Raw genomic sequence first — 21,751 nt, 5'->3', positions numbered from 1 at the left:
GCTGTCTCGGCGGGGCGTCATGCCTTGCGTCTGGCGGGGCCCTCCTCGTTAATCCACTTCAGTTCCCATGGCCTCCGACCCCGACGACAAGCTTCCTCCCCAGGGCCGCTTCAACCGCCTGCGCAAGCTGGCAGGCCTCTCCGTGCAGGTGGGCACGGATGTGCTCAAGAGCGGCGCGAAGCGCCTGTCCGGGAGCACGCCCGACCTGCTCAGCAAGGAGGCCGCGGAGAAGCTGGTCTCCACCCTGGGCGAGCTCAAGGGGGCCGCCATGAAGATGGGGCAGGCCATCTCCATGGACCCGGACCTGCTCACCCCCGAGGTGCGGCAGGTGCTGGCCCGGCTGCAGAATCAGGCGCCCTCCATGTCCTACGCGCAGGTGTCGCGCGTGGTCGAGGCGGAGCTGGGCGCGCCGCCGGAGTCGCTCTTCCGCGAGTTCAGCGAGGAGCCGTTGGCGGCCGCGTCGCTGGGGCAGGTGCACCGCGCGGTGCTGGAGGACGGCCGGGCGGTGGCGGTGAAGGTGCAATACCCCGGCATCGACGTGTCCCTGGCCAACGACATGGCGAACCTGGGCATCGTGGCGAAGACGGCGTCGACGGTGCTGCGCGTGTCCGATGCAGGCGCCTACTTCCAGGAGTTCCGCGACGAGATGCTCCTGGAGTTGGACTACCGCCGCGAGGCCGAGCTGGCCGAGGGCTTCGCGCGCAGCGTGGCGAAGCTGCCGGAGCTGTGTGTGCCCGCCGTCATCTCCAGCCACAGCGCGAAGCGGGTGCTGACGCTGGAGCTGCTGGAGGGGCTCACCCTCAAGGACTGGCTGCCCACGAATCCCTCCAACGATGAGCGCTTCCGCGTGGCGCGCCAGCTCATCCTCGCCACCTACGGGCCCTTCTTCGGCGCGGGCGAAATCCACGCGGACCCGCACCCGGGCAACTTCATGGTGATGCCGGACGGGCGGCTGGGCTTGCTGGACTTCGGCTCCATCAAGCGCTTCTCCCCGCGCTTCGTGGACGTCAACCAGCGCATGCTCCGGCAGACGATGCGCCTGGAGCCGTTGGACATCCTGAGCCTGAGCCGGGAGGTGGGCTTCACCGTGGAGCTTCCGGACGAGGAGGCCGAGGACCTCATCACCGAGGTGCTGCGCATCGCCGGGCGGCCCATGCGCCTGCCGGACTACGACTACGCGGTCTGCGAAATCAACCGCGACATGCGCCACCACTTCTCGCGCAACGCGCCGCGCTTCCTGAAAATCAGGCCGCCACCGGAGGCGATGATGTTCTTCCGCTCCACCGGCGGGCTGGCGCAGAACCTGAGGCTCATCGGCGCGCGGGGGGACTTCCGCGCGGTCTTCCTGGAAGTGACGGACCTGCCCGCGTGAGGCCGGCGCCGCGCTAACGCGCGGCCTGCACGACTTCCGAAGCCGCGGGCTTGAGGTGGAGCGCTTCCAGCCGCTGGGCCAACTCTTCACCCTGCACGCTCTTGCAGATGTAGCCGTCCGCGCCCGAGGCGCGCGCCAGGGCGCGCAGCTGGGATTCGTCCGACGCGGAGTAGAGGATGAACTTCGTGCCCTTGGGCGCCTGACCGCGCGCGAGCGTGAGCACCTTGTCGCCGCTGAGCGCGGGGATGTTCACGTCCAGCAACACCAGGTCCGGCTGGGTGGTGCGCACCAGGTTGGACACGCCCAGGGAGGAGCGGTGGGTGCGGACGTCGAAGCCGAAGGCGGAGAGGGTGCGCTCCACGAGGGAGAGCTGGTCCTGGTCATCGTCCACGATGAGGACGCGAATCTTCATCTCCGGCATGGCTTCCCCCTTCAGCGTGCGGATGGCACTGCGGGTGTTTCCTGACGGGGGAAGTATCCTCCAGACGTCATTCCCTGTCGCCCCCCACATGAGGGAATCCCCTTAGCGGGGTTGAATCGCAGGGGGCGAACAGGGGAGGGTGGAAGGGCCATGGAATCGGAACGCATCCGGGTGGCCATCCTGGAGGACCAGCAGGTCTTCCGGGAGGCCCTGGTGGCTGTGCTGGAAGGCGCGGGCATGGACGTGGTGGCGGACTTCGGGGAGCCCGCGCCGTTCTTCGCGCGTGTGCGCGAGACGCTGCCCCATGTCGCGCTGGTGGACCTGCGCCTGGAGCTGCCGGGGTGGGAGGCGTCCACCAGCGGGATGTCGGCGCTCCAGTGTCTGCATGACTTCTTCCCGGCGGTGAAGCCGCTGGTGCTATCGGGCCACCGCGAGGCGGAGGTGGTGGAGCAATGCCTCCAGGCGGGCGCGGCTGGCTACCTGTGGAAGCAGAACGTGGGCTGCGCGGAGGTGGTGGAGGCGGTGGAGCGGGTGGTGCGTGGCGAGCGGCTGCTGCCCGCGGGGCTGGCGTGGCCGCGGCCGGAGGCGTCGCCGCGGGGCGAGCTGGGCCGGCTGACGCCGCGTGAGCGCGAGGTGCTGGGCTACATCGCCGCGGGCGCGGACAACCTGCGGATCGCCGCATGCCTGGGCATCACCGAGCGCACGGTGAAGGCGCACATCACCGCCATCTACAAGAAGGTGGGCTCGGAGAACCGCACGCAGCTGGCGGTCCTCGGGTGCCAGCTGGGTGTGCAGCGCCCGGCAAGCCTCTGAGCCCGGAGGGCTTGCGCGTCAGACCGCTGGCCACTGGGAGCGCGCCACGACTGGTGGCACCGTCGAGGTGCCTGGGCGTCAGGCGCGCTCGCGCCTTCCCCCCCACGCCAGGGCGTCCGCTGGGGGCCAGGGCAGCGCTGCTGGCTGCCCTGGCCCACCGTGTGGAAGGCCGGTGCTTCAGCTCCCGGCGGCGCGCGGCGCGGGCAGGGAATCCCAGCGCGGCGCGCCCAGGTGCTGGAGGAACCAGATGCACGCCAGGTCCACCATCTGCGTCAGCGTGCCGGGCTCCTCGAAGCGGTGCGTGGCGCCGGGGATGACCTCCAGACGCTTCTCCGTCGTCAGCGCGGCGTAGGTGCGGCGGTGGGGCTCCTGCGCGGACGCGTCCTCCGCGCCGACGATGAGCAGGGTGGGCGCGCGCACCCGGGCCAGCGCCGCCCCCGGCTGCGCCAGGCGTCCGCCCCGGCACACCACCGCGTCCACCGCCTCTGGCCGCATCGCCGCGGCGGCCAGGGCCGCGGCCGCGCCCGTGTACGCCCCGAAGTAGCCAATGCGCAGGGCGCTGGTGCGAGGCGCGCGCCGCAGCCAGCGCGCCACGCCCGCCAGACGTCCGCCGAAGAGGCCCAGGTTGAAGCGCAGGTCCCGCTCGCGGCAGGCCTCCTCTTCCGCCGCCGTCAGCAGGTCCACCGCCAGGGTGGCCAGCCCCTCGTTCTGCAACAGCCGGGCGACTTCCTGGTCCATGGCGCCGCGGCGGCTGCTGCCGTGGCCCCGGACCATCACCACCACGCCGGTGGCGCCCGGAGGGACCTGGAGCAGGCCCCTCAACTCCACTCCTTCCTCCACGGGGATGCGGACCTCTCCGTCCGCGGCGGGCGGCGTCCAGCCTCCCGTGCCTTGCGGCGGGGTCACCAGCCCGCGGACCGCCTTCTCCGAGCCTTCATCCGACCTGCGTGAACCCTGCTTCTTCATGCGGAGTCCCTCCTCTTCGTCGGACTGCGTCGCTGCCGTGCTGCACGCGCTACGGACGGGAAGATTGCAGCTGCCGTGCCAGGGTTTCACCGGACACGGGTGCGCCCATTCTACCAGCGCTTCCCTGGCGCGGTGCGGTGGGGCCGGTGACACCTGGCGGACAAGCAGGTGACCCCACCTGTGGGGTCCTGTCGTTTTTACCGGTGGGCCAGGATGAGTTCGAAGGGGCCGGGCAGGACTTCGGCGTCCTTGAAACCCGTCTCGTCCAGGACACGCAGGTAGTGCTCCACCTCGCGCAGGCGGCTCACGCAGGTGTCCACGCCCATGAGGAAGTAGGACCAGAAGAACTGGGCCGCCAGCCGCTCCGGGGTGCGGAACTCCTCGCAGATGAGGACGCGGCCACCGGGTGGGAGCGCGTCGCGCGCGGCCACGAGCAGCGCGCGCGCCGTGTCCGCGGGCCAGTCATGCAGCACCCGCACGAAGCAGAGCGTGTCGTAGCCGCCGGGCAGCGGTCCCCGGAGGAAGTCACCGCCCTGGAAGCCCAGGCGCTCGGGGGAGAGCCCAAAGCGCTCGCGGGTGCGCGCCACCAGCGGCTCGGTGGCGGGCAGGTTGAACACGTCCACGTGAAGGCCCGGGTGCTCGCTCGCCAGGTGGGCGGCCAGCGTGCCGTCACCCCCGCCCACGTCGAGCACGCGGCCGCCGCGCTCCCAGAGCCGGTCGCGGTGGGCGCGGAACGTCTCCAGGATGGGGGGCAGGCCCGCGGCCATGCTGGCCTCGAAGCCCGCCACCTGCTCGGCGGTGCGGGGAGGCCAGTCGAAGGCGGCGGGGGGCATGGAGCGCTCACCGCGCAGCACCTGGGGAAGCTGCCCGTGCAGCTCGTGCCAGGCGTAGCGCTCCCGGTCCTTCTCCAGGGACTGCGGGCCCAGCACGGCCTGGGCGGCGGCGCGCAGGCCCGGGACGGCCTGGTAGCGCGCGGACTCCAGGGCGTCGGTGGGCTGCTCGCGCCGCACCAGCCCCAGGCTCTCCAGGCAGTCGAGCAGCTTGTAGAGCCGCACGGGCACCAGCCGGTGCCGCGCCGCCAGCTCTCCCAGGGTGACGGGGCCCGGCTCCAGGGCGTCCAGCAGCCCCAGGTCCAGGGAGGCCTCCAGGACGTCCACGGCGCGGGCGCCGTTGTACAGCAGGTGGAGCAGCGCGCGAGGGGTGGAAGCCAGGGCCGTGGCCTCCCCCTTCATGGCTGTTCCACCTGCATCCTGGCCGCGTGCGCCATGGGGCAGCCGCCGCCGGGAGGGGCCCGGTTGGCACCCGGGGCGATGCCGCCCTCGCGCTGCCACCCGGACGTCAGCTCCAGCCGCACGTCCCAGAGCTGGCGGAACAGCGGCAGCATCATCCGCCCCGCGAGCACCTGCGTGGGCAGGCCGTCCAGCGCCTTCACGGTGCGGTCCACGCCAATGGTGCGGCGCACCAGCTGGAAGTGGGCATGGAGCCAGCCCTGGAAGGCCTCGTCCATGTCCACCAGCTGCTCGCAGATTCGCTTCAAGTCGTCCGGGCCCCCCGCGGTGTACACGGACGCCAGCGCCAGCCCGCGCCGCGCGAGCAGCCGGTCCAGGGCGCCTTCCAGCCCCTGCGCCACCCGCCGCAGCATGTTGTAGCCGGGGGACTCCTGGCCGCTGCCGTTGCCCAGGCTGCGCCGGATGACCTGGTAGGTGTCCGGCGTCATCGTCTCCAGGATGGCCAGCTCCTGCTTCACCGCCTGGAGCACCCGGCAGATGCGCTCCAGCCGCGACGAGGCGGCCCACAGCGCGTCCCGGTCCAGCTCGGCTACGACTTCCACCGCCTCGCGCGAGGCCAGCTTCAGCCAGAGCTCCTGCGCCTGGTGCACCACCTGGAACATCAGCTCGTCATGGGCGACGCGCTCGCCGTCCGGCGCCTGCAACGACAGCAGTGTGGGGGTCTTGAGGTAGACCTCGTAATCGAGCTCGCCCTTGCCCACCCACTTCTTCAAGAGGGGGTTGAAGAGGGGTTCTGCCAGTTCGAGTCGTAGTTTTTCGGCGTGACTGTAATTGATGGACGCGCTCATGCGGCCCTCCTGAGTGGGGGGGAGCTCGGAAGGTGTGGAATCGCGGGCCCCGTCCCAACGGGACCCGCGGGCATGTCATCCGGCGTTCAGGTGGTGGGAGCGGGCGTCGGGGTGGGCGGCCGGGGCTTCAGGTGGAAGGCGCGCAGGCGCTGTGCCAGCTCCTCGCCCTGCACGCTTTTGGAGATATATCCGTCCGCACCGGACGCGAGCGCCAGTGAGCGCAGCTTCGATTCGTCGGATGCTGAATAGAGGATGAACTTCGTCTTCGGCAGCGCGTACTGGCGCGCCAGGTTGACGACCTTGTCGCCCTTGAGCGCGGGGAAGTTCACGTCGATGAGGACGAAGTCCGGCTCCACCGAGCGGACGAGGTTGGAGACACCCAGCGCGGAGGTGTGCGTGAGCACCTCGAAGCCGTAGGCGCTCAGCGAGCGCTGTACGAGGTCGAGCAGGTCCGGGTCGTCGTCCACCACCAGGACGCGCGCTTTTTCTTCAGACATGGGTTCTCCCTAGATGCTTTCGAATCATCTCGAGCAACTGGTCACGATCAAGGGGCTTGGTGAGATACGCGGTGCAACCGGCCGCGTGTGCCTTGTCCTGATACTCCCGCCCCGCGTGTGCCGTCACCGCGATGACGGGAACATTGGCCGCGGCGGGTAGGGCTCGCAACCTGCGGGTGACTTCCCAGCCGTCCAGGCGGGGGAGCGACAGGTCCATCAGGATGAGGTCCGGCGCGTCGCGGATGGCGCGCTCCAAGCCGTGCTCGCCGTCCTCCGCTTCGATGACCTCGAAGTGGCCGTTGAGGTAGCGGCGGACGATGTCGCGGTTCTGCGCGCTGTCCTCCACATAGAGGATGCGGGCCAGCTTGCCGGCGCTGGCGGCGCGCTGGGACAGCAGCAGGCCCTTGGCCTGGGCGATGACATCCTCCAGCGCGTGGCCGCCCTTCTTCACGAAGCCGGCGAAGCCGTCACGCAAGAGGGCCTCTTCCTCCGCGGAGAGCGTCTTGCCGGTGAGCACCACCACGGGCACCTGGAGCTTCTCCGCGCGCAGCCGGCGCAGGACCTCGAAGCCGTCCAGGTTGGGCATCATCAAATCCAGCACCACCAGGGCGGGCGGGGACACGCGCGCCTTGAGCAGGGCGTCCTCGCCGCTGCGGGCCTCGGAGGTGGAGAAGCCTGCGCGGCGCAGGTTGCGGCTGACCAGTTCGCGGGTGGCCGAGTCGTCGTCCACCACCAGCACCTCACCCACGCTGGTGGAGGTGCCGGAGGACTGATGGAGGCTGCGCTGCACCACCTCCACCAACCGGTCTGGCTCCACCGGCTTGACGAGGTACTCGCACGCCCCCAGGGAGAAGCCGCGCGCGCGCTGCTCCTCCACGGAGATGAGGATGACGGGGATGCCGGCCAGCGAGGGCTCGCTCTTGAGCTGGCTGAGCACCGACCAGCCGTCCAGCTTGGGCAGGTGGATGTCCAGGAGGATGGCCTGGGGCCGCAGCTCGCGGGCCCGCTTGAGGGCGGCGATGCCGTCCTCGGCCACCACCACCTTGAAGCCCGCGGGCTCCAGCTGTCCGGCCACCAGCTGCTGGATGAGCGGGTCGTCGTCCACCACCAGCACCGTGCTGCCCGGCTGGGCCATGGTGCCCACGTGCTGGGCCACTTCCGACACGGGCACGCCGCGCTCCAGGTGCGGCCCGCCGCCGTTGTCCGGCGTCTCCAGCGTGGTGGGCAGGCGCACCGTGAAGGTGGTGCCGCGGCCCAGCGTGGACGTCACGGTGACATTGCCGCCCAGCACGCGGGACAGCTCGCGGACGATGGCCAGCCCCAGGCCGGTGCCGCCCACCTTGCGCGTGGTGGAGCCGTCCACCTGGCGGAACTTCTCGAAGATGAAGGGCAACTCGTCGGAGGGGATTCCGACGCCGGTGTCCTCCACCGTCATGATGACTTCGTTGCCCGCGGGCACCAGGCTCAGCGCCACCTCGCCCGCGTCGGTGAACTTGGCGGCGTTGCTGAGCAGGTTGAGCATGATCTGCCGCAGCTTCAGCGCGTCCGAGCGGAGCATGCGGGCGGACGGGTCGATGTTGGTGGTGAGGGCCACGTCCTTGCCCTTGAGGTACTCCTTCACCGTGGCCAGGCACTCCTCGGCCAGCTCCTGCACGTCCACCAGCTCGGTGACGACCTCCACGCGGCCGGACTCAATCTTGGACAGGTCCAGGATGTCGTTGATGAGCGCCAGCAGCGTCTTGGCGTTCGTCTTCACGACGTTGAGGTCGCGGCGGCCGTGCGCCGTCAGCCGTTGGCCCTCCTCGCGCATCAGCAGGTCGCAGTAGCCGATGATGCCGTTGAGCGGGGTGCGGATTTCGTGGCTGAAGTTGGCCAGGAACTCGCTCTTGAGGCGGGCGGCGGCTTCGGCCTCCCGGGCGCGCTCCTCCTCGTTGCGCTTGGCCACCGCCAGCTCCTGGGCCAGCCGGTCCAGGTCCTCGTTCTGCTGACGGATGATTTCCATCTGCAGCGCGCGCTGCTGGTAGGACGCCAGCGAGCGGGCGGACACGGCGCGGGTGCGCTTGATTTCCTCCAGGCTGGCGGCGAGCTGCTTGTTGGCCGCCTCCAGCTCCGCCTTGGACGCGCGCAGCATCTCTTCGTGCTGCTTGCGCTCGGTGATGTCCTCGGTGACGCCCATCACGTAGCGGGCCACGCCGTGCTCGTCGAGCAGGGGCAGCTTGCGCGTGGCGAAGATGCGGTCCACGCCGTCTGCGCGGGCCACCTCCTCGAAGGACTTCATCTGCTTGGTTTCGAGAATCTCCGTGTCGATGGCGATGAACGACTCGGCCTGCTCCTTGGGGAAGTAGTCGTGGTCCAGCTTCCCCAGCAGCCATTCCTTGGTGACGCGGAAGGCGTCCGCGAACGTCTTGTTGGCCACCACCAGCCGGCGCGTGTCCGCGTCCTTCACGAAGAGGACGAACGGAATCGCGTCGATGATGTTCTCCATCAGGTAGTTGGTGCGCTCCAACTGCACCGCGGTGGCGGTGTGGCGGCGGCGGTCCGCCGTCATCCGCAGCTCGCGCTGCACCACGGGCACCAGGCGGCTGAAGCGGTCCTCGGTGATGTAGTCGAGCGCTCCGGCGCGCACGCTGGCCTCCAGCGTGGCCTCGCACCAGTCGCGCGACAGCACCACGAAGGGCAGCTCCTTGCCGTGCTTGCTCCACAGCGCCTGGACCTCGGCGAAGCCCATGTCAGGGACTTCCGAGCCGCACAGCACCAGGCCCCACGTGCGTGACAGCGCGGCCTCCGCCGCGGCCGCCGTGGTGGCGCGCTCCGTCACCACCGTCACGCCCGCGTGCTGGAGGGCTTCCTCCACGCGTTGGCACTCACGCTCGCCGGCCACGAGCAGGAGCGACGCATTGTCCGCCGGAGAGTCAGAGGGAGGCTGCGAGGAGGCCATGGCTCAGTTCGCCCCGAAGACCAGCGCGGTCAGCGTGGTGTTGATGTGGAACCCCGAATAGATTTCGAAGTGCACGTTCATCCCAGCGGCGGTGGGTGCGGCCTTCAGCGTTTCCGCCAGTTGCTGCGCGGTGTTGGTGGCACTGGCGTACCACATGCGTCCACCACAGTGAAAAAGCAGGGCGGCCTGGGGGTTCTGGACCCTGCGGGGTACCTCGTCGGTGAAGAAGCTGCGCGTCATGCCGGCCATGTCGCCCAGCTTCATCAGCTCCAGCTCGGTGCCTTCCTCCAGCAGGTTGGCGAAGAGGATGGAGCCATCCTCCTGCGGGCTCCAGGCGGCGCGGATGAAGTACTCCCGGCCCACGCGCAGCGCGGTGGGGCGCACGGCGAAGCCCCGGGGCGTGCCGAACTCCAGCTCCTCCACGCTCACGCCCAGGATTTCCGCGTAGCGTTTGGCGGCCGGGTGCCCGTCGATTTCGAGCGCGCGGGTGTGGCTCTCATCCACCTTGGTGATGGTGAGCTTCTCACCGGTGGGCACGTACCAGTGGGAGCGGAGCGCGGCCCAGGGCGCGTTCGTCTTGAAGAGGGCCACCAGCACCGCGTCGGTGGCGACCTCGCCATCCACGTGCACCATGGCGGACTGCTTGGCCGGGTCGCGGTTGGCGTCGCTGGCGCCGCCGCCCACCAGCACCAGCGTCTGGCACTTCTCCAGGATGCCGAGCAGCAGCTCTTCCTTCTTGTAGCGGAAGCCGTCGTCAATCACGAGGCCGACGAACCGGCGCGGGTCCAGGTCCTGCTGCCGCACGCCCAGGTCCTCGCACGCGCGCTTGATGGAGGCCGCGCCCGCGCTGATGGCGTCCACGGACAGGCCGGCGCCCAGGCCCAGGCCCACCTCGAAGTCTCCGAAGAGGGCGCTCATCACCACGCTGCCCTCGTGGATGCCGGTGTTGTCCAGCTCGCCCGCGGTGGTGGCGCCAATCAGGCGCGTGCCCGCCGGCAGCCGCTGACGCACGGCGCGGTTGAGCGCGTGCTGGTCACGCTCCCGCGAGGCGAACATCGTCACCAGGCGGGGCGTGTCGCTGCCCAGCTGACTCAGGAGGTCCTCCGCGGCGGCATCTGGCTCCCTCAACGTGGTGCGAGCCGTCTGCATCTTGACCTGAGCCATGGAGGAACTCCGAGGTGCGGGAGCGGGGGTTAGAGGCCGCTTCCGGGATGCCGAGTATGACAGGCGCCGGTGCACTGCTGGAAAGACTCAGCGCCGCCCCCCACATACATGCTCTCGATGGGTCCGAATTGCGCCACGTGACTGTCAGGATAGCTCTTGTGACAGGACAGGCAGGCGGCCTTGCTGGTGCGCTGGATGCTCTCCTTCGTCAGGTGGCATGACGAGCACTGTTGGAGCGGTGCGTCAAAGCGGTTGGATCGCGAGTGGATGAAGTGGGTGCGCACGAAGATGGGGCCCTCCAGCTCGAAGGCGAGCGGGGCGTGGCACCCGGCGCACGCGGCGCGGTTGTCGTTGGCGTGCAGCACCACGCCCAGCTCACCGCCCTTGCTGTGGCAGGAGGTGCAGGGGCCGGTGGTGTGCTTGGGCTGGGTGCGCTGCGGGGTCCCCACCTGGATTTCAAGGGTCGTCGACCCGGGGAGGTCCTCGCCCAGGTACACGCGGCGGCCCTTCACCGTCACCAGGTAGGTGCCGGGGGCCGCGTTGTCCGGCAGCTTGAACTGCCAGGTGTCCGTGTTGGGTTGGTTCCAGAGGTTCGGGTCGATGAAGGCGCCGCCGAAGAGGACGTTGGCGAAGGGCAGGGTGGCGAACTGCGAGAAGACGCCGTCGCGCTCGGGCGTGGCCACCACCTGCTCGTCCACTTCGGGGTCCAGGAACGCCTCCAGCGCGACGATGGAGCGGATGGGCTGGATGTTCTGCGCCGGCCCGATGATTTGCGTCATCAGCATGCGCTCGCGGTGCTTGCGCCGGTAGTAGGTGGTCGTCGCGTCGAAGAAGGCCCGGTAGTACTGCAGCCCGGATTCGGTGCCGTCGGGGGCCACTTCGTTGTAGGGCGGCAGGTAGCCCTTCTCGTGGAGCCGGTTGCCCGCACCGTCCCGCAGGGTGAGCTGGAAGCTGATTTCCGTGCCGGGGGCATAGGTGCCGTCCGGGCGAGGCGGGGTGAGGGCCTCCACGCCAATGCGGAAGCCGTAGGCGTAGCGCGCGTCGCGCACCTGCTCCACCGGGATTTCGTAGGGCGCGGCCGGACGCAGGCTCCAGCGCAGGCGCAGCGTGCGGGTGTCGGAGCGCAGCGTGAGCGTCTGACGCTGGGCGTGCTCGTACGCGTTGCGCAGCTCCAGGATGGCCTCTTCCTCGAACTGGGTGGAGGCCGAGCAGTCGTCGGGCGTGGCGCAGCCGGAGGCCGTCTGGATGCCGCGGAAGCGGCGGATGAAGAAGTCATCCATGCCCGCACGGCGCTGATGCTCGGTGCCCGCGTTGAGCAGGATGGGGACGCCGGTGAGCCGGCCGCGCGAGTCCACCGGCTCCACGATGAAGTGGCTGGGCAGGTCCATCCACGCCGCGTTCCGGAAAAAGCGGCGGCGGGTATAGGGCCCCGGGGCGCCGATGGACTCCTGGTCCACCTGACGCACGCCCCACCAGCCCAGGCCGCCGAAGTCGCTCTGGGCGATGAGGTTGCGCAGGCCCTCGTCCTTGGTGGAGGTGACGAAGGTGCGGATATCAATCTGGTTGATGAAGAAGGTGGAGCCCTCGCGCACGCGCAGCGGCTGTCCCACGCCGTTCTTCACCTCGAGCGCCAGCGCCACCGCGGGCGTCTTGTTGCCAGGCCAGGGCCAGCCACCAAGCAGCGACTGGGGATCCGCGTCCAGCAGCGCCTTCTCCGCGGACCGCGTGTCCAGCGCGCGCGTCTCCAGTGCGCGCGTCTCCAGCGAGACCGTGTCCGGCGCCTGCGTGTCCAGCGAGGCTGCGTCCGGGGTGTCCTGTCCGCCGCAGGCGAGCATCAGCCCTGCGAGCGACGCGAGCAGGGCCCGGGGGGCTCCAAGTCCACCCATGGTGCAACTCCTCGTACGTGTAAAAGCCGACGCCGCCATGGCGTCTGGGGCCAGTGGGCCGTGTCACCCGTCGCCTGTGGGGCGGTGTGGGCCGGGCCTCTCCCGTTTCCGGGTTTCCCCGGTTCGGGTCTTTTTAGCCGTACGAAGATTATCTGCAACGAACAGATTTGTTCAACTTCTGGGAAAACAATCCGCCTGGAGTCAAACCTGCTGTGTTTTCAAGGAGATGAAAGCCTGCCCCGCAGGGCTGCCTCACCCACAGGGTCATACCTGCACTTCATTCACTGAGCAGGATTCCTTGTTTGTCCTGCGGGGAAGCTCAATTGTGAATTCCGAGCCTTCCCCGGTTCGACTCTGGACGTGGATGGTGCCCCCGTGGGCCTCGACGAGCTGGCGGACGATGTAGAGCCCCAAGCCGGTGCCGGGGTGCTGCCCGTCGGCATGGACGCGCTGGAATCGGCGGAACAGGCGCTGCTGTGCTTCCACGCCAATGCCGATGCCGCCGTCCCGGATGGCCAGGCGGACGCAGCGGGTGTCGGCCTGGACGCGCAGCTCCACGGGGTGGCCGCGGCCGAACTTGAGGGCGTTGCTCAGCAGGTTGGTGACGACGCGGTCCAGGCGCTGCCGGTCCCACTGGCCGGTGGCGCCTTCCTCCACGTGGATGCTGAGGGCGCAGCCCGCGGCGCTGGCCTGGTCGCGGTGGCGCTCCACCACCTCGCGCACCAGGTGCGCCAGGTCCAGCGGCTCCGTGTCCAGCACCATGCGGCCCGCTGACAGGCGGGACAGGTCCAGGAGGTTGTGCACCAGCCGGCCCAGGCGCCGCGTTTCGCCCTCGGCTCCGGCCAGACCTTCTCGCAGCCGCGTGTCGGAGGTGCCGGCGCTCTGCATGGACAGGCGCCGCAGCCGCAGCTGGAGCGAGCTGAGTGGGTTGCCCAGGTCATGCGCGGCGATGCCGATGAGCTCCAGCGCGTCCTGCGCCTGTGCCAGCAGCCGGGCGTTGTCGAGCGCGAGCGCGGCGCGCGCGGCCAGCTCCTCCATGAAGGCCCGGTCCACCTCGCCGAAGCGGCGGTGCGTGCCGGTGGACAGCAGGCACAGCGCGCCCAGCACGCGGGAGCCCACCGCCAGCGGCACCGTGAGGGCGGACGTCACGCCCAGCGCGCACAGCAGCTCGCCGTGTGCGCTGCCTTCCAGCGCCGGCGGGAGACGGGCGCCGTCCAGCTCCGGGAGCAGCTCGCTGCGGCCCGTGCGCACCACGCGGGAGGGGCCCACCTCGCCATCCTCCGGACAGCGCAGCAGCGGCTCCCACATGCGGTGGGTGGCGGCGATGTCCTCGCAGGCCACCGCGTGCGGACGCACCCTGCCGTCCTCGGAGGGGAGGAAGAGGATGCAGGCGTCGGCCACCTCGGGCACGCACAGCCGGGTGAGGGCCTCGCCCACTTCGCGCGCGCCTGACAGCGGCTGGAGCACGCGGCCGGCTTCCGCGAAGAGCGCCTGGGCCCGCTCCATCCGGCGGCGCTCGGTGATGTCGCGTGTCACCTTCACGAAGCCGCGCAGCCGCCCGTGCGCGTCGTACAGCGCGGTGAGCAGCGTCTCCGCCCAGAAGCGGCTGCCATCGCGGCGCACCCGCCAGCCCTCCGCCAGCAGGCGCCCCTCGCGCGCGGCCCGCTCACGGTGCGCGCGGGGCACGCCCGCGGCCACCTCGTCCACCGGGTAGATGCGGTCCGCGTCGCGTCCGGCGAGCTCCACCTCGGACCAGCCCGTGAGGCGCTCGGCGCCCGCGTTCCATGCCGTCACCCGGCCGTGCCGGTCCAGGAAGCACAGCGCATAGTCCGTCACTCCGTCCATGAGGAGCTGCAGGTGCTGCTCGCTGCATTGGTGGCGCGCATGCAGCGGCGCCAGCGCGCGGTGGAGCACGAAGCCCAGCGCCGCCACGCAGGCCAGACCCAGCAGCCCCGCCAGGACGGCCTGGGGCAGGGCGCCGTGGCCCGGGGGCATGCTGGCTTGCGCGTAGACGGCGGACAGCAGCGTCGCGAGCAGCAGCAACCCGGCGAACAGGCAGGCGGACAGGCCGGCGCTCACTCGCTGGGCGAACGTCCAACGGCGCATCATGTGGTGACTCCCCCCCAAGGCACCCTTCCGGGCGTGCCGTCGGTGAGGAAAGCATCACCCAGTCTGCCTGCTGGAAGACATCGTCCTGGTGGACGGGGTGGGTCCACCCCAGGGGCGCTCGGGCGGTGCGGTGCGGGCCTCCGGAGGGCGCTTCGTCCAACGAAAGGCCGTCACGGGAAGCCGTCATGGAATGGCCTTCGCCCGGACAGGGGGTTATGAGCGGACGCTCCATGTCTCTCGTCGAAGGTTCGAAGGTCCGTTACCTCCCACAGCCCGAATGGGGTGTGGGGCATCTGTTGTCGCTGCAGGAGGAGGGCGCCAAGGCGCTCGTCGCCTTTCCCGCTCGGGAAGACGCCCCGGTGCTGGTGTCCACCAAGGGCGGAGCCCTGGTGCAGTACCCGCTGCCTCCAGGCGAGCCGGTCATCACCTACAAGGGCCGCCTGGCGCTGGTGGTGCGCGAGGAGCCGGGGGCGCGCGGCCTGCGCCGCTACGTGCTGCGCTACGTGGAGAACGACGAGGAGGACGAGCTCCCCGAGTCCTCGCTGCGCGCGCTGCCGCCCCGCTCCGACCTGCTGTCCACCCTGCGCGAGGGCCGCGTGGGCGAGGCGCGGGCCTTCACGCTGCGCAAGCAGGCGCTGGTGCTGGACGACGAGCGCCGCTGCGACGCGCTGGGCGCGCTGCTGGCCAGCCGCATCATGGTGAAGCCGCACCAAGTGGGCGTGGTGCAGCGCGTGTTGTCCGCCAGCCGGCCTCGCTTCGTGCTGGCGGACGAGGTGGGCCTGGGCAAGACGATTGAGGCGGGCATGGTGTTCAGCGCGCTGCGCCTGTCCGGACTGGCGCGCCGCTGCCTGGTGGTGGCGCCCAGCCACCTCACCGTGCAGTGGCTGGTGGAGCTGTTCCACAAGTTCAACCAGCTCTTCACGCTGATGGATTCGGACCGCTATGCGCAGTCCCTGAGGGAAGCGCCAGAGGTGTCCCCCTGGGCGCGCTTCCCCCTGGTGGTGACCAGCCTGGAGTTGCTTCAGCGCAGCGAGGAGCACCGCCGCGCGCTGGCCGGTGAGGACGCCTTCTGGGATTTGGTCATCATCGACGAGGCGCACCACCTCAAGGGCGAGCGCGCCTTCGAGGCCGCGCAGGTGCTGGCGAAGAACACGTGGGGCCTGTTGCTGCTCACCGCCACGCCCATGCAGTTGGACCCGGCGGAGTACCACGGCCTGCTCACCCTCATCGACGCGGCCACGGCGCCCTCCGTCGCGGGCTTCGAGGAGCGCCTCAAGCGTCAGGAGGAGCTGTCCGCCGCGGTGCGCGCGCTGATGGAGGGCGGCAAGCCGTCCGCCGCGGTGCAGGCGCTGGCGAAGCGCTTCCCCGAGGACGCGAAGCTGTCCTCGCTGAAGGACCGGGACGCGCTGCTGCAACACCTGTCGGAGACGTACAGCCTCAGCGACCGGCTGGTGCGCAACCGCCGCGCGGTGGTGGGCGGCTTCTCCACGCGCCGGCTGCACCGCCACCCGGTGACGCTGCCCGCCGAGGAGCTGAAGGTCCGCGACGCCGCGCTGGCGGTGCTCGCCGGGGCCAGCCTGCGCGGCGCGCCGCTGGGCAACGTGCTGCGCCGGCTGGAGTCCAGCCCCGCCGCCTTCGCGGGCGCGGTGCGGGCCAACCCCGTGTTCAAGGGGCATGCGGACGCGCTGCGGCTGCCGTCGCGCGACGCGAAGTTCGGCGCCTTCCTGGGCGTGCTGCGCGGCGTCTGGAAGTCGGAGCCTGGGGCGAAGGTGCTCGTCTTCACGGAGAGCCGCGACACGCTGGACGCGCTCCAGGCCGAGCTGGGCCGCGAGGGCGTGGAGGCGCTGGGCTACCACGGTGACTTGCCCCTGGTGGAGCGCGACCGGCAGGTGGCGCGCTTCCGCGACCCGGAAGGGCCCAAGGTGCTGCTGTGCACGGAGGTGGGCGGCGAGGGCCGCAACTTCCAGTTCGCGCACCACCTGGTGCACTACGACCTGCCCTGGAGCCCGGCCACGGTGGAGCAGCGCATTGGCCGCCTGGACCGCATCGGTCAGACGCACCCGGTGGAGATTCACGTCTTCGACCCGGCGGGCACGCTGGCCTCCGACGTGCTGATGCTGCTGGCGGACGCGGTGGGCGTCTTCGGCGAGACGGTGGGCGGCCTGGACGCGGTGCTGGAAGAGGTGGAGGCGCGGCTGGCCGAGCTGGCGCTGATGCCGCGCGAGGCCCGCATGGCCTACGCGCAGGAGCTGAAGGCCCGAGTGGAGGCGGCGCGCGCGCAGGTGAAGCGCGCGTATGACCCGCTGCTGGACGTGCGCAGCTTCGACCGGCCCGCGGTGGAGCGCCTGGTGAAGCGTGCCCAGGAGCGCATGGGCATCGAGGCCGACGAGGAGGACGAGGACGGCGAGGCGGAGGCGTCCGGCGTGGAGGATGGCCTGTGGGGCATCGCGCGCGACCTGGACGAGCGGCTGGAGGAGACGGTGACGGAGCTGGCGCGCCGGGTGGGCATCGGCGTGGACACCGACGAGCAGGTGGAGGCCTTCCAGGTGGCCTTCCAGTTCGGCCACGCGCTGAAGGTGGACGGACTGCCGGGCATCGACGTGATGGAGGACCGCACGCAGCTGGGCACCTTCTGGCGCGACACCGCGGTGGAGGCGGAGGAGCTGGAGTACTTCGCCACCGGCCACCCGCTGGTGGAGGCGCTCTTCGGCTTCCTGCGTGACGGCCCCTACGGGCGCAGCGCCTTCCGCTTCATCGAGCGGCGTGGACCCCAGAAGGGACGCGGCGTGGAGCTGCTCTTCCACGTCCAGTTGCCGGAGCCGGAGGACACGTCCCCGGGAGCCCGCGTGCCCAGCCGCCAGCTGGCGCGCTTCCTGGAGCGCACGTTGGTGCACGTCGCGGTGGTGGAGGCGGGCGGCAAGCCCAAGTCCGACCCCACGCTGCTGCCCGCGCTGGAGAAGGAAGGGAAGTCACTCAAGGGCGACGAGGTGTCGCTTGCCTTCCCCGGCTTCGCGGACTTCGTGGACGCGGCGGTGCCCGTGGGCCAGAAGGCCGCCGAGGCGGAGCTGGCGAAGCTGGCCACCCGGGCGCGCAAGGCCATTGAAGCCGAGCGCGACGCCGCCGTGGCCCGCCTGCGCCTGTCCCTGGGGCACCAGGGCCTCTCCACCGAGGCCGTGGAGGCGCAACTGGACGCGGAGCGCACCCACTACGCCCGGCTGCTGGACGCGCTGGCGGGTGCCAAGGTGGTGCTCGACTCCGCCTGCGGCTTCGTCCTCAACCGCTGAAGGCGCCCCGCCCAATGTCCGCTTGTTGACGCGCCATGTCGTATTTGCTGGGACTTCAAGAATTGCTGATTTTGTTCTCCTAGTGAAATCGCGCGTCTTCAGGACGCCGGGCCATTTGACCGATTCCTCAATCAACGAGAAATAGGATGGTGGAGGCTCGTATGATCCACCGAGGCACCCCACGCACACGACGTCAGTCGGGACAGGCCGCGGTGGAAGCGGCGCTGACCCTTCCGCTGGTGGTGTTCCTTGTCCTGGGGACACTGCAGCTCTTCATGATGCTCCAGGCCCGCATCCTGGCGCAGGTGGCGGCATACCGGGCGGTGCGCGCGGGCAGCATCAACCACGGCAACTGCCTGCCGATGATGCACGCGGCGCTGGTGACCATGCTGCCCACGGTGGCGCGCACGGACAGCTCGGCAACCCTGGCGGCGGCCTTTTCCCCCCGCCGTCACAACCAATTCCGGGTGCGCAACTCCTACGGGCGCGACTTCAACGAGCCGTTGATTGAAATCGTCCGGGAGTCACCGGATGCCGGCTGGGCGCAGGAGCTGACGGGGGGCGAGGACCTGCTCTTTGATCAGCCCACGGACAACGCGGCGGCGCTGCGGGCCCGCACGTTGGAGATACGCATGGTGGCCTGGTACTACATGCGCGTCCCCTTCGCGAACTGGGTGATGAGCCGCATGCTGCTGGCCCACTTCCGGCTCCGGCGCTACACGGCGGCCAACCCGCTGATGCCAGTGCAGCGCCGCTCCGCGTGGTGGGGCGAGACGAGCGCCACGCTGGGGCGCGACGGCTGGCCCGGCGGTGATTTGGGCACGCGCATGGTGCGCTGGAGCGACCAGGGACACTTCGTGTTCCCCATCCAGGTCAACGCGGCCATGCGAATGATGACGCCCGTCATGTCCGAGTACTTCATGGGAGGTCCCGCGTGCAATCTCCACGGCTCGTGAGGCACTCGCGGCGAGGCCAGGCGCTGGTGCTGTTCGCGCTGACGCTGCTGCTGCTGACGTTGATGGTGCTGATGACACTGGGTTTCGGCATGCGCGCCAAGGAGCGCGTCGAAATCCAGATGGCCGCCGACGCGGCCGCCTACAGCCAGGCGGTGGCCACGGCGCGCGCCTTCAACGCCATCTCGGTGATGAACCGCGCCCAGGTGGCGCACATGGTGGCCATGGCCGGCACCCAGTCGCTCATCAGCCACAGCAGCCAGGAATACGCGGCGCACGACGTGGCCTGCCCCGGCTCCATCCCGCCGCCGGTGTGGTTCGCCGCGGACGCGGCCGCCGCCGTGCAGGTGCAGCAGCTCCAGGGGCGGGCCGGCAACCTGTTCCAGGCCGGGCTCAACATCTACGGCAAGCTCCTGAGCGAGCACATCGCGGAGCAGGAGCTCACCCGGCGTGTCGCGCAGGCGGTCAACTCGGAGCTCCGCGCGCCGTCCGCTGGCGCGGCCAAGAGCTTCTCCGAGCTCAATGGTGGCAACGACGTCCCGGAGCGCGACGCCGTCATCCAGTCCATCAAGGCGGGCACCTATGGCTGCGGCGTGGGGGACGGCGCGCTCTGCCCTTCGGGCGGCGGCACCCCCGCGCTCAACGCCACCATGGGGAGCATGGGGTGGACGTGGGTCCACAACCGTCCGGGAGGCACCGCCGGCTTCGGCACCGGCGGCGCCGCCATCTCCACCAGCTTTCGCCGCTACGGCTCGGTGTCGCAGATGGACCCCGCGACGTACCACACCGTCTCGGGCCGCAACTCGACGGCGCATGACCACGGGCGCGTCGTCATCCCCACGCGCTGCACCCGAGCGCCGACGCTTCCGCCCATCGCGACGGATGCGTGGGTGATGTCCGATGAGGAGCAGACGCACGAGGACCAGCACGTCTACGGCGCGCGCATGCCCCCGGGCCAGGCGCCGGAGGACGGCAAGCCAACCTACGAGACGCACACGCTGGGCGCGTGCTCGGTGTGCCCCGGCATCTGGCCCTACTCCGTTGGCTACAACGTGGACGAACTGCACGCGGGCGCGTCCAACCACTACGGCCAGCCCAAGCTGTACAGCATGCTGTACCGGGACTACGCGAGCGCGGAGCGCCGGGCCCGCCCGGACCCATGGAACCTCTTCTTCCGCTTCCGCTTCGCGGGGACTGAAACAGAGTTCGACAACAGCAGCCCGCTGGGCCGCATCCGCCCCACGGGCCGCGAGGACGTGCACCGCAACCAGGTGGCCCTCTCCGCCGGCATGGTCTACTACCACCGGCCCCGGCCCGCGGCGCAGGGCGGCGGCTGGCGCGAGCCTCCCAACTTCCTCAACCCCTTCTGGCGCGCCACGCTGGTGAGCGCGGAGGGCGCCCGGGATGACCGGCCCGCGGACAGCCTGTCCGCCGCCGGCTTCTCCGGTCATGCGCGGGCGCTGCGAGAGCTGCACTCCGTGGGCTACCGGGGCGGTGGCCCCGGCGACAGGGGCTACTGACATGCGGGTTCGCCATGCACGAGGCCAGTCGCTGGTGGAGACGGCGCTGGGGGTGATGGTGTTCGTCACCATCCTGCTGTTCGGCATCTACTTCGCCGAGGTGGGCGCGCTGACGCTCAAGGTGCAGGAGGCCGCCAACTTCGCGATGTGGAACGCCACCGGCCGGGTGATGCACGACCCGCAGGACAACGAGTGGGGCCGACGGGGCACGGTGCTCGCCGCCGAGGCGGAGGCCAATGGCCGCTACGCGGACTTCGACGGACGTCAGCGCATGGGCCGCACGGGCGTGGCCGTCCAGCAGGCCATTGCCCGCGCGCAGCCCATCCAGGTGGATTGCCGCCCGGAGCTGCCGGGCACCGTGCGCGGCCTCGCCATGGCGGATGCCGACCCGGACCTGGCCGGCACCATCGCCATGGGGACGCAGGGCATGGGGTGCACCGCGTCCTCGAGCATTCGCGGCGTCCGGATTGGCCGCTATCTGGAGAATGGCCGGGAGGGGTTCTTCAAGGTGTCCCAGCGCCGGGCCGCCGATGCCTTCACGGTGTGCGCCGCCGGGCGCGCCTCGGGCGGCCGCTGCACGGCGCGCTTCGGCATGCTGCTGGATGACTGGGGGCTGGGCGGCGTGGAGGAGGGCCGGGCCTGCGCGCTCAACGTCAACGGCGCGCGCCGGTGCGCCAACCTGGACTACTACGAGTGGGCGCAGCGCGTGTACCGGGCCAACGGTGCGGCGGGTAACGCCGGCTCCGCGCTCGCGGCGATTACCGGCGCGACCGGCGTCAATGAAGACCAGTTCTTCATGAGCTTCCGCGGCGAGGAGGACAACTACGAGGAGAACCTCGGCTCCACGCACGCCGGCGGCCAGACGCGCTGGGAGGTGACGCCCTTCGACGCGCCCAACATCCGCTCGTACAAGGTGGGCCGCGCGAACCACTGGCTCGGGGTGCCGCGGTGACGTGGCGCCGGGGGCTGCTCGTCACGGCGTCCCTGCTCGGCGCGGCGCCGGTGGTGGCCCAGGGCACGGCGGCGAAGGCACCCGTGGCCGCACAGGGCTCGGCGGGCAAGGCACCCGCCGCGCCCCCGGCACAGCCCGAGCCTCCCGCGCGGCCGCGCTTCGCCTGGCCCCGCGTGCAGGTCATCGACACCGTCGAGTCGAACGAAATCGTCGAGGCAGGGGGCATCCCCGTCGCGCTGCGCGCCGTGCACGCGAAGGAGCGGATGGATGACCTGGTGCAGCGCTTCGCGGACGCCTTCATCCAGGCGGGCCTGCACCTGCCACCGGGCCACGAGCAGCCGCAGCTCGCCAGCGGCGCGGTGATGCTCACCGCCATCGACGGCCACCGGGGCATCACCTACACCGTCATCTTCCAGCCGCGGCCGGACCGCACCACGATGATGTACCTCGGTGAGGCCAATCACGCCCTGCGCAGGGACCCGGCGGCGGCGGGGGACTTCGCGCCCATGCCGCCCCAGGCCAGCCAGGTGTTGCGCGTCAACAGCGAGAGCTCACGCACGCTCGCCTTCCACGTCCCATTGTCCGGCGAGGCCGTGGACGCCTTCTACGCCCAGGCGCTCACGCGCGCGGGCTGGAGGCTGGAGGAGGGGGAGACGTCCTTCTACGTGCGCGCGGGCGAGGAGCTGCGCGTGGTGCACGAGCCGGGCGAGGGGAACCAGCGGGCCGTGGTGCTGGTGTACCGCGGCGGACGGAGCGTGCCACCGCCGCCGCCTGGGCCCGCCGCCGTCGTGCGCTGAAG

Annotated in this window: 16 protein-coding genes; 7 read left to right on the top strand and 9 right to left on the bottom strand. The window is 70.6% G+C overall.

The window, feature by feature from the left end; translation table 11 throughout:
* The first annotated feature begins 67 nt into the window (after positions 1 to 67).
* Entirely contained in the window at positions 68 to 1,372 is a 1,305-nt protein-coding gene (locus BLU09_RS04510) for an ABC1 kinase family protein (protein ID WP_090485898.1), read from the top strand.
* 13 nt (positions 1,373 to 1,385) lie between these two features.
* Here BLU09_RS04510 and BLU09_RS04505 read toward each other — a convergent pair whose 3' ends face one another.
* Positions 1,386 to 1,793, bottom strand: a complete 408-nt coding sequence (locus BLU09_RS04505) for a response regulator (RefSeq protein WP_090485895.1) — start codon at positions 1,791 to 1,793, stop codon at positions 1,386 to 1,388.
* 150 nt (positions 1,794 to 1,943) lie between these two features.
* Here BLU09_RS04505 and BLU09_RS04500 point away from each other — a divergent pair, with 150 nt between their 5' ends.
* Positions 1,944 to 2,606, top strand: a complete 663-nt coding sequence (locus tag BLU09_RS04500; protein WP_020478997.1) for a response regulator transcription factor — start codon at positions 1,944 to 1,946, stop codon at positions 2,604 to 2,606.
* Between the two features lie 177 nt (positions 2,607 to 2,783).
* Here BLU09_RS04500 and BLU09_RS04495 read toward each other — a convergent pair whose 3' ends face one another.
* From BLU09_RS04495 to BLU09_RS04460, 8 genes are all read right to left on the bottom strand, one after another.
* Positions 2,784 to 3,572 (bottom strand): dienelactone hydrolase family protein, encoded by a 789-nt coding sequence (locus BLU09_RS04495; RefSeq protein WP_244171403.1) that lies wholly within the window; start codon positions 3,570 to 3,572, stop codon positions 2,784 to 2,786.
* 197 nt (positions 3,573 to 3,769) lie between these two features.
* On the bottom strand, positions 3,770 to 4,804 hold the full coding sequence (locus BLU09_RS04490) for a methyltransferase (RefSeq protein ID WP_090485890.1): 1,035 nt from the start codon (positions 4,802 to 4,804) through the stop codon (positions 3,770 to 3,772).
* Positions 4,801 to 5,649, bottom strand: a complete 849-nt coding sequence (locus BLU09_RS04485) for a tryptophan 2,3-dioxygenase family protein (RefSeq protein WP_090485886.1) — start codon at positions 5,647 to 5,649, stop codon at positions 4,801 to 4,803. Before BLU09_RS04485 ends, BLU09_RS04490 begins: the two co-directional genes overlap by 4 nt.
* An 86-nt stretch (positions 5,650 to 5,735) precedes the next feature.
* Positions 5,736 to 6,146: a response regulator gene (locus tag BLU09_RS04480; protein ID WP_090485883.1), complete on the bottom strand. Its 411-nt coding sequence runs from the start codon at positions 6,144 to 6,146 to the stop codon at positions 5,736 to 5,738.
* Positions 6,139 to 9,084, bottom strand: coding sequence for a response regulator (locus BLU09_RS04475; RefSeq protein ID WP_090485881.1), 2,946 nt, complete (start codon positions 9,082 to 9,084; stop codon positions 6,139 to 6,141). Before BLU09_RS04475 ends, BLU09_RS04480 begins: the two co-directional genes overlap by 8 nt.
* Before the next feature lie 3 nt (positions 9,085 to 9,087).
* Positions 9,088 to 10,248: an FIST signal transduction protein gene (locus tag BLU09_RS04470; protein WP_090485876.1), complete on the bottom strand. Its 1,161-nt coding sequence runs from the start codon at positions 10,246 to 10,248 to the stop codon at positions 9,088 to 9,090.
* Between the two features lie 29 nt (positions 10,249 to 10,277).
* A complete protein-coding gene (locus BLU09_RS04465; protein WP_373284039.1) occupies positions 10,278 to 12,134 on the bottom strand; it encodes a cytochrome c3 family protein in 1,857 nt (618 codons plus the stop codon).
* A 264-nt stretch (positions 12,135 to 12,398) separates the two neighbouring features.
* The gene (locus tag BLU09_RS04460) at positions 12,399 to 14,243 is read right to left on the bottom strand and encodes a sensor histidine kinase (protein WP_090485870.1); all 1,845 of its coding nucleotides are present in this window, start codon (positions 14,241 to 14,243) and stop codon (positions 12,399 to 12,401) included.
* A gap of 230 nt (positions 14,244 to 14,473) precedes the next feature.
* Between BLU09_RS04460 and BLU09_RS04455 the strand changes: the two genes are divergently transcribed.
* From BLU09_RS04455 to BLU09_RS04435, 5 genes are all read left to right on the top strand, one after another.
* On the top strand, positions 14,474 to 17,527 hold the full coding sequence (locus BLU09_RS04455; RefSeq protein ID WP_186817908.1) for a helicase-related protein: 3,054 nt from the start codon (positions 14,474 to 14,476) through the stop codon (positions 17,525 to 17,527).
* Positions 17,528 to 17,673: 146 nt separating this feature from the next.
* The gene (locus BLU09_RS04450) at positions 17,674 to 18,483 is read left to right on the top strand and encodes a TadE/TadG family type IV pilus assembly protein (protein WP_090485864.1); all 810 of its coding nucleotides are present in this window, start codon (positions 17,674 to 17,676) and stop codon (positions 18,481 to 18,483) included.
* The gene (locus tag BLU09_RS04445) at positions 18,462 to 20,000 is read left to right on the top strand and encodes a pilus assembly protein (RefSeq protein ID WP_090485861.1); all 1,539 of its coding nucleotides are present in this window, start codon (positions 18,462 to 18,464) and stop codon (positions 19,998 to 20,000) included. The genes BLU09_RS04450 and BLU09_RS04445 overlap by 22 nt, the downstream gene beginning before the upstream one ends.
* A gap of 1 nt (position 20,001) precedes the next feature.
* A complete protein-coding gene (locus tag BLU09_RS04440; protein ID WP_186817907.1) occupies positions 20,002 to 20,952 on the top strand; it encodes a hypothetical protein in 951 nt (316 codons plus the stop codon).
* Positions 20,949 to 21,749, top strand: coding sequence for a hypothetical protein (locus BLU09_RS04435; protein WP_090485855.1), 801 nt, complete (start codon positions 20,949 to 20,951; stop codon positions 21,747 to 21,749). Before BLU09_RS04440 ends, BLU09_RS04435 begins: the two co-directional genes overlap by 4 nt.
* The last annotated feature ends 2 nt before the right edge of the window (positions 21,750 to 21,751 follow it).

This window comes from Myxococcus virescens, from assembly GCF_900101905.1.
Taxonomy (GTDB): domain Bacteria; phylum Myxococcota; class Myxococcia; order Myxococcales; family Myxococcaceae; genus Myxococcus; species Myxococcus virescens.
The sequence above is the reverse complement of the archived record's forward strand: the minus strand, read 5'-3'. Positions and strand labels throughout refer to the sequence as shown.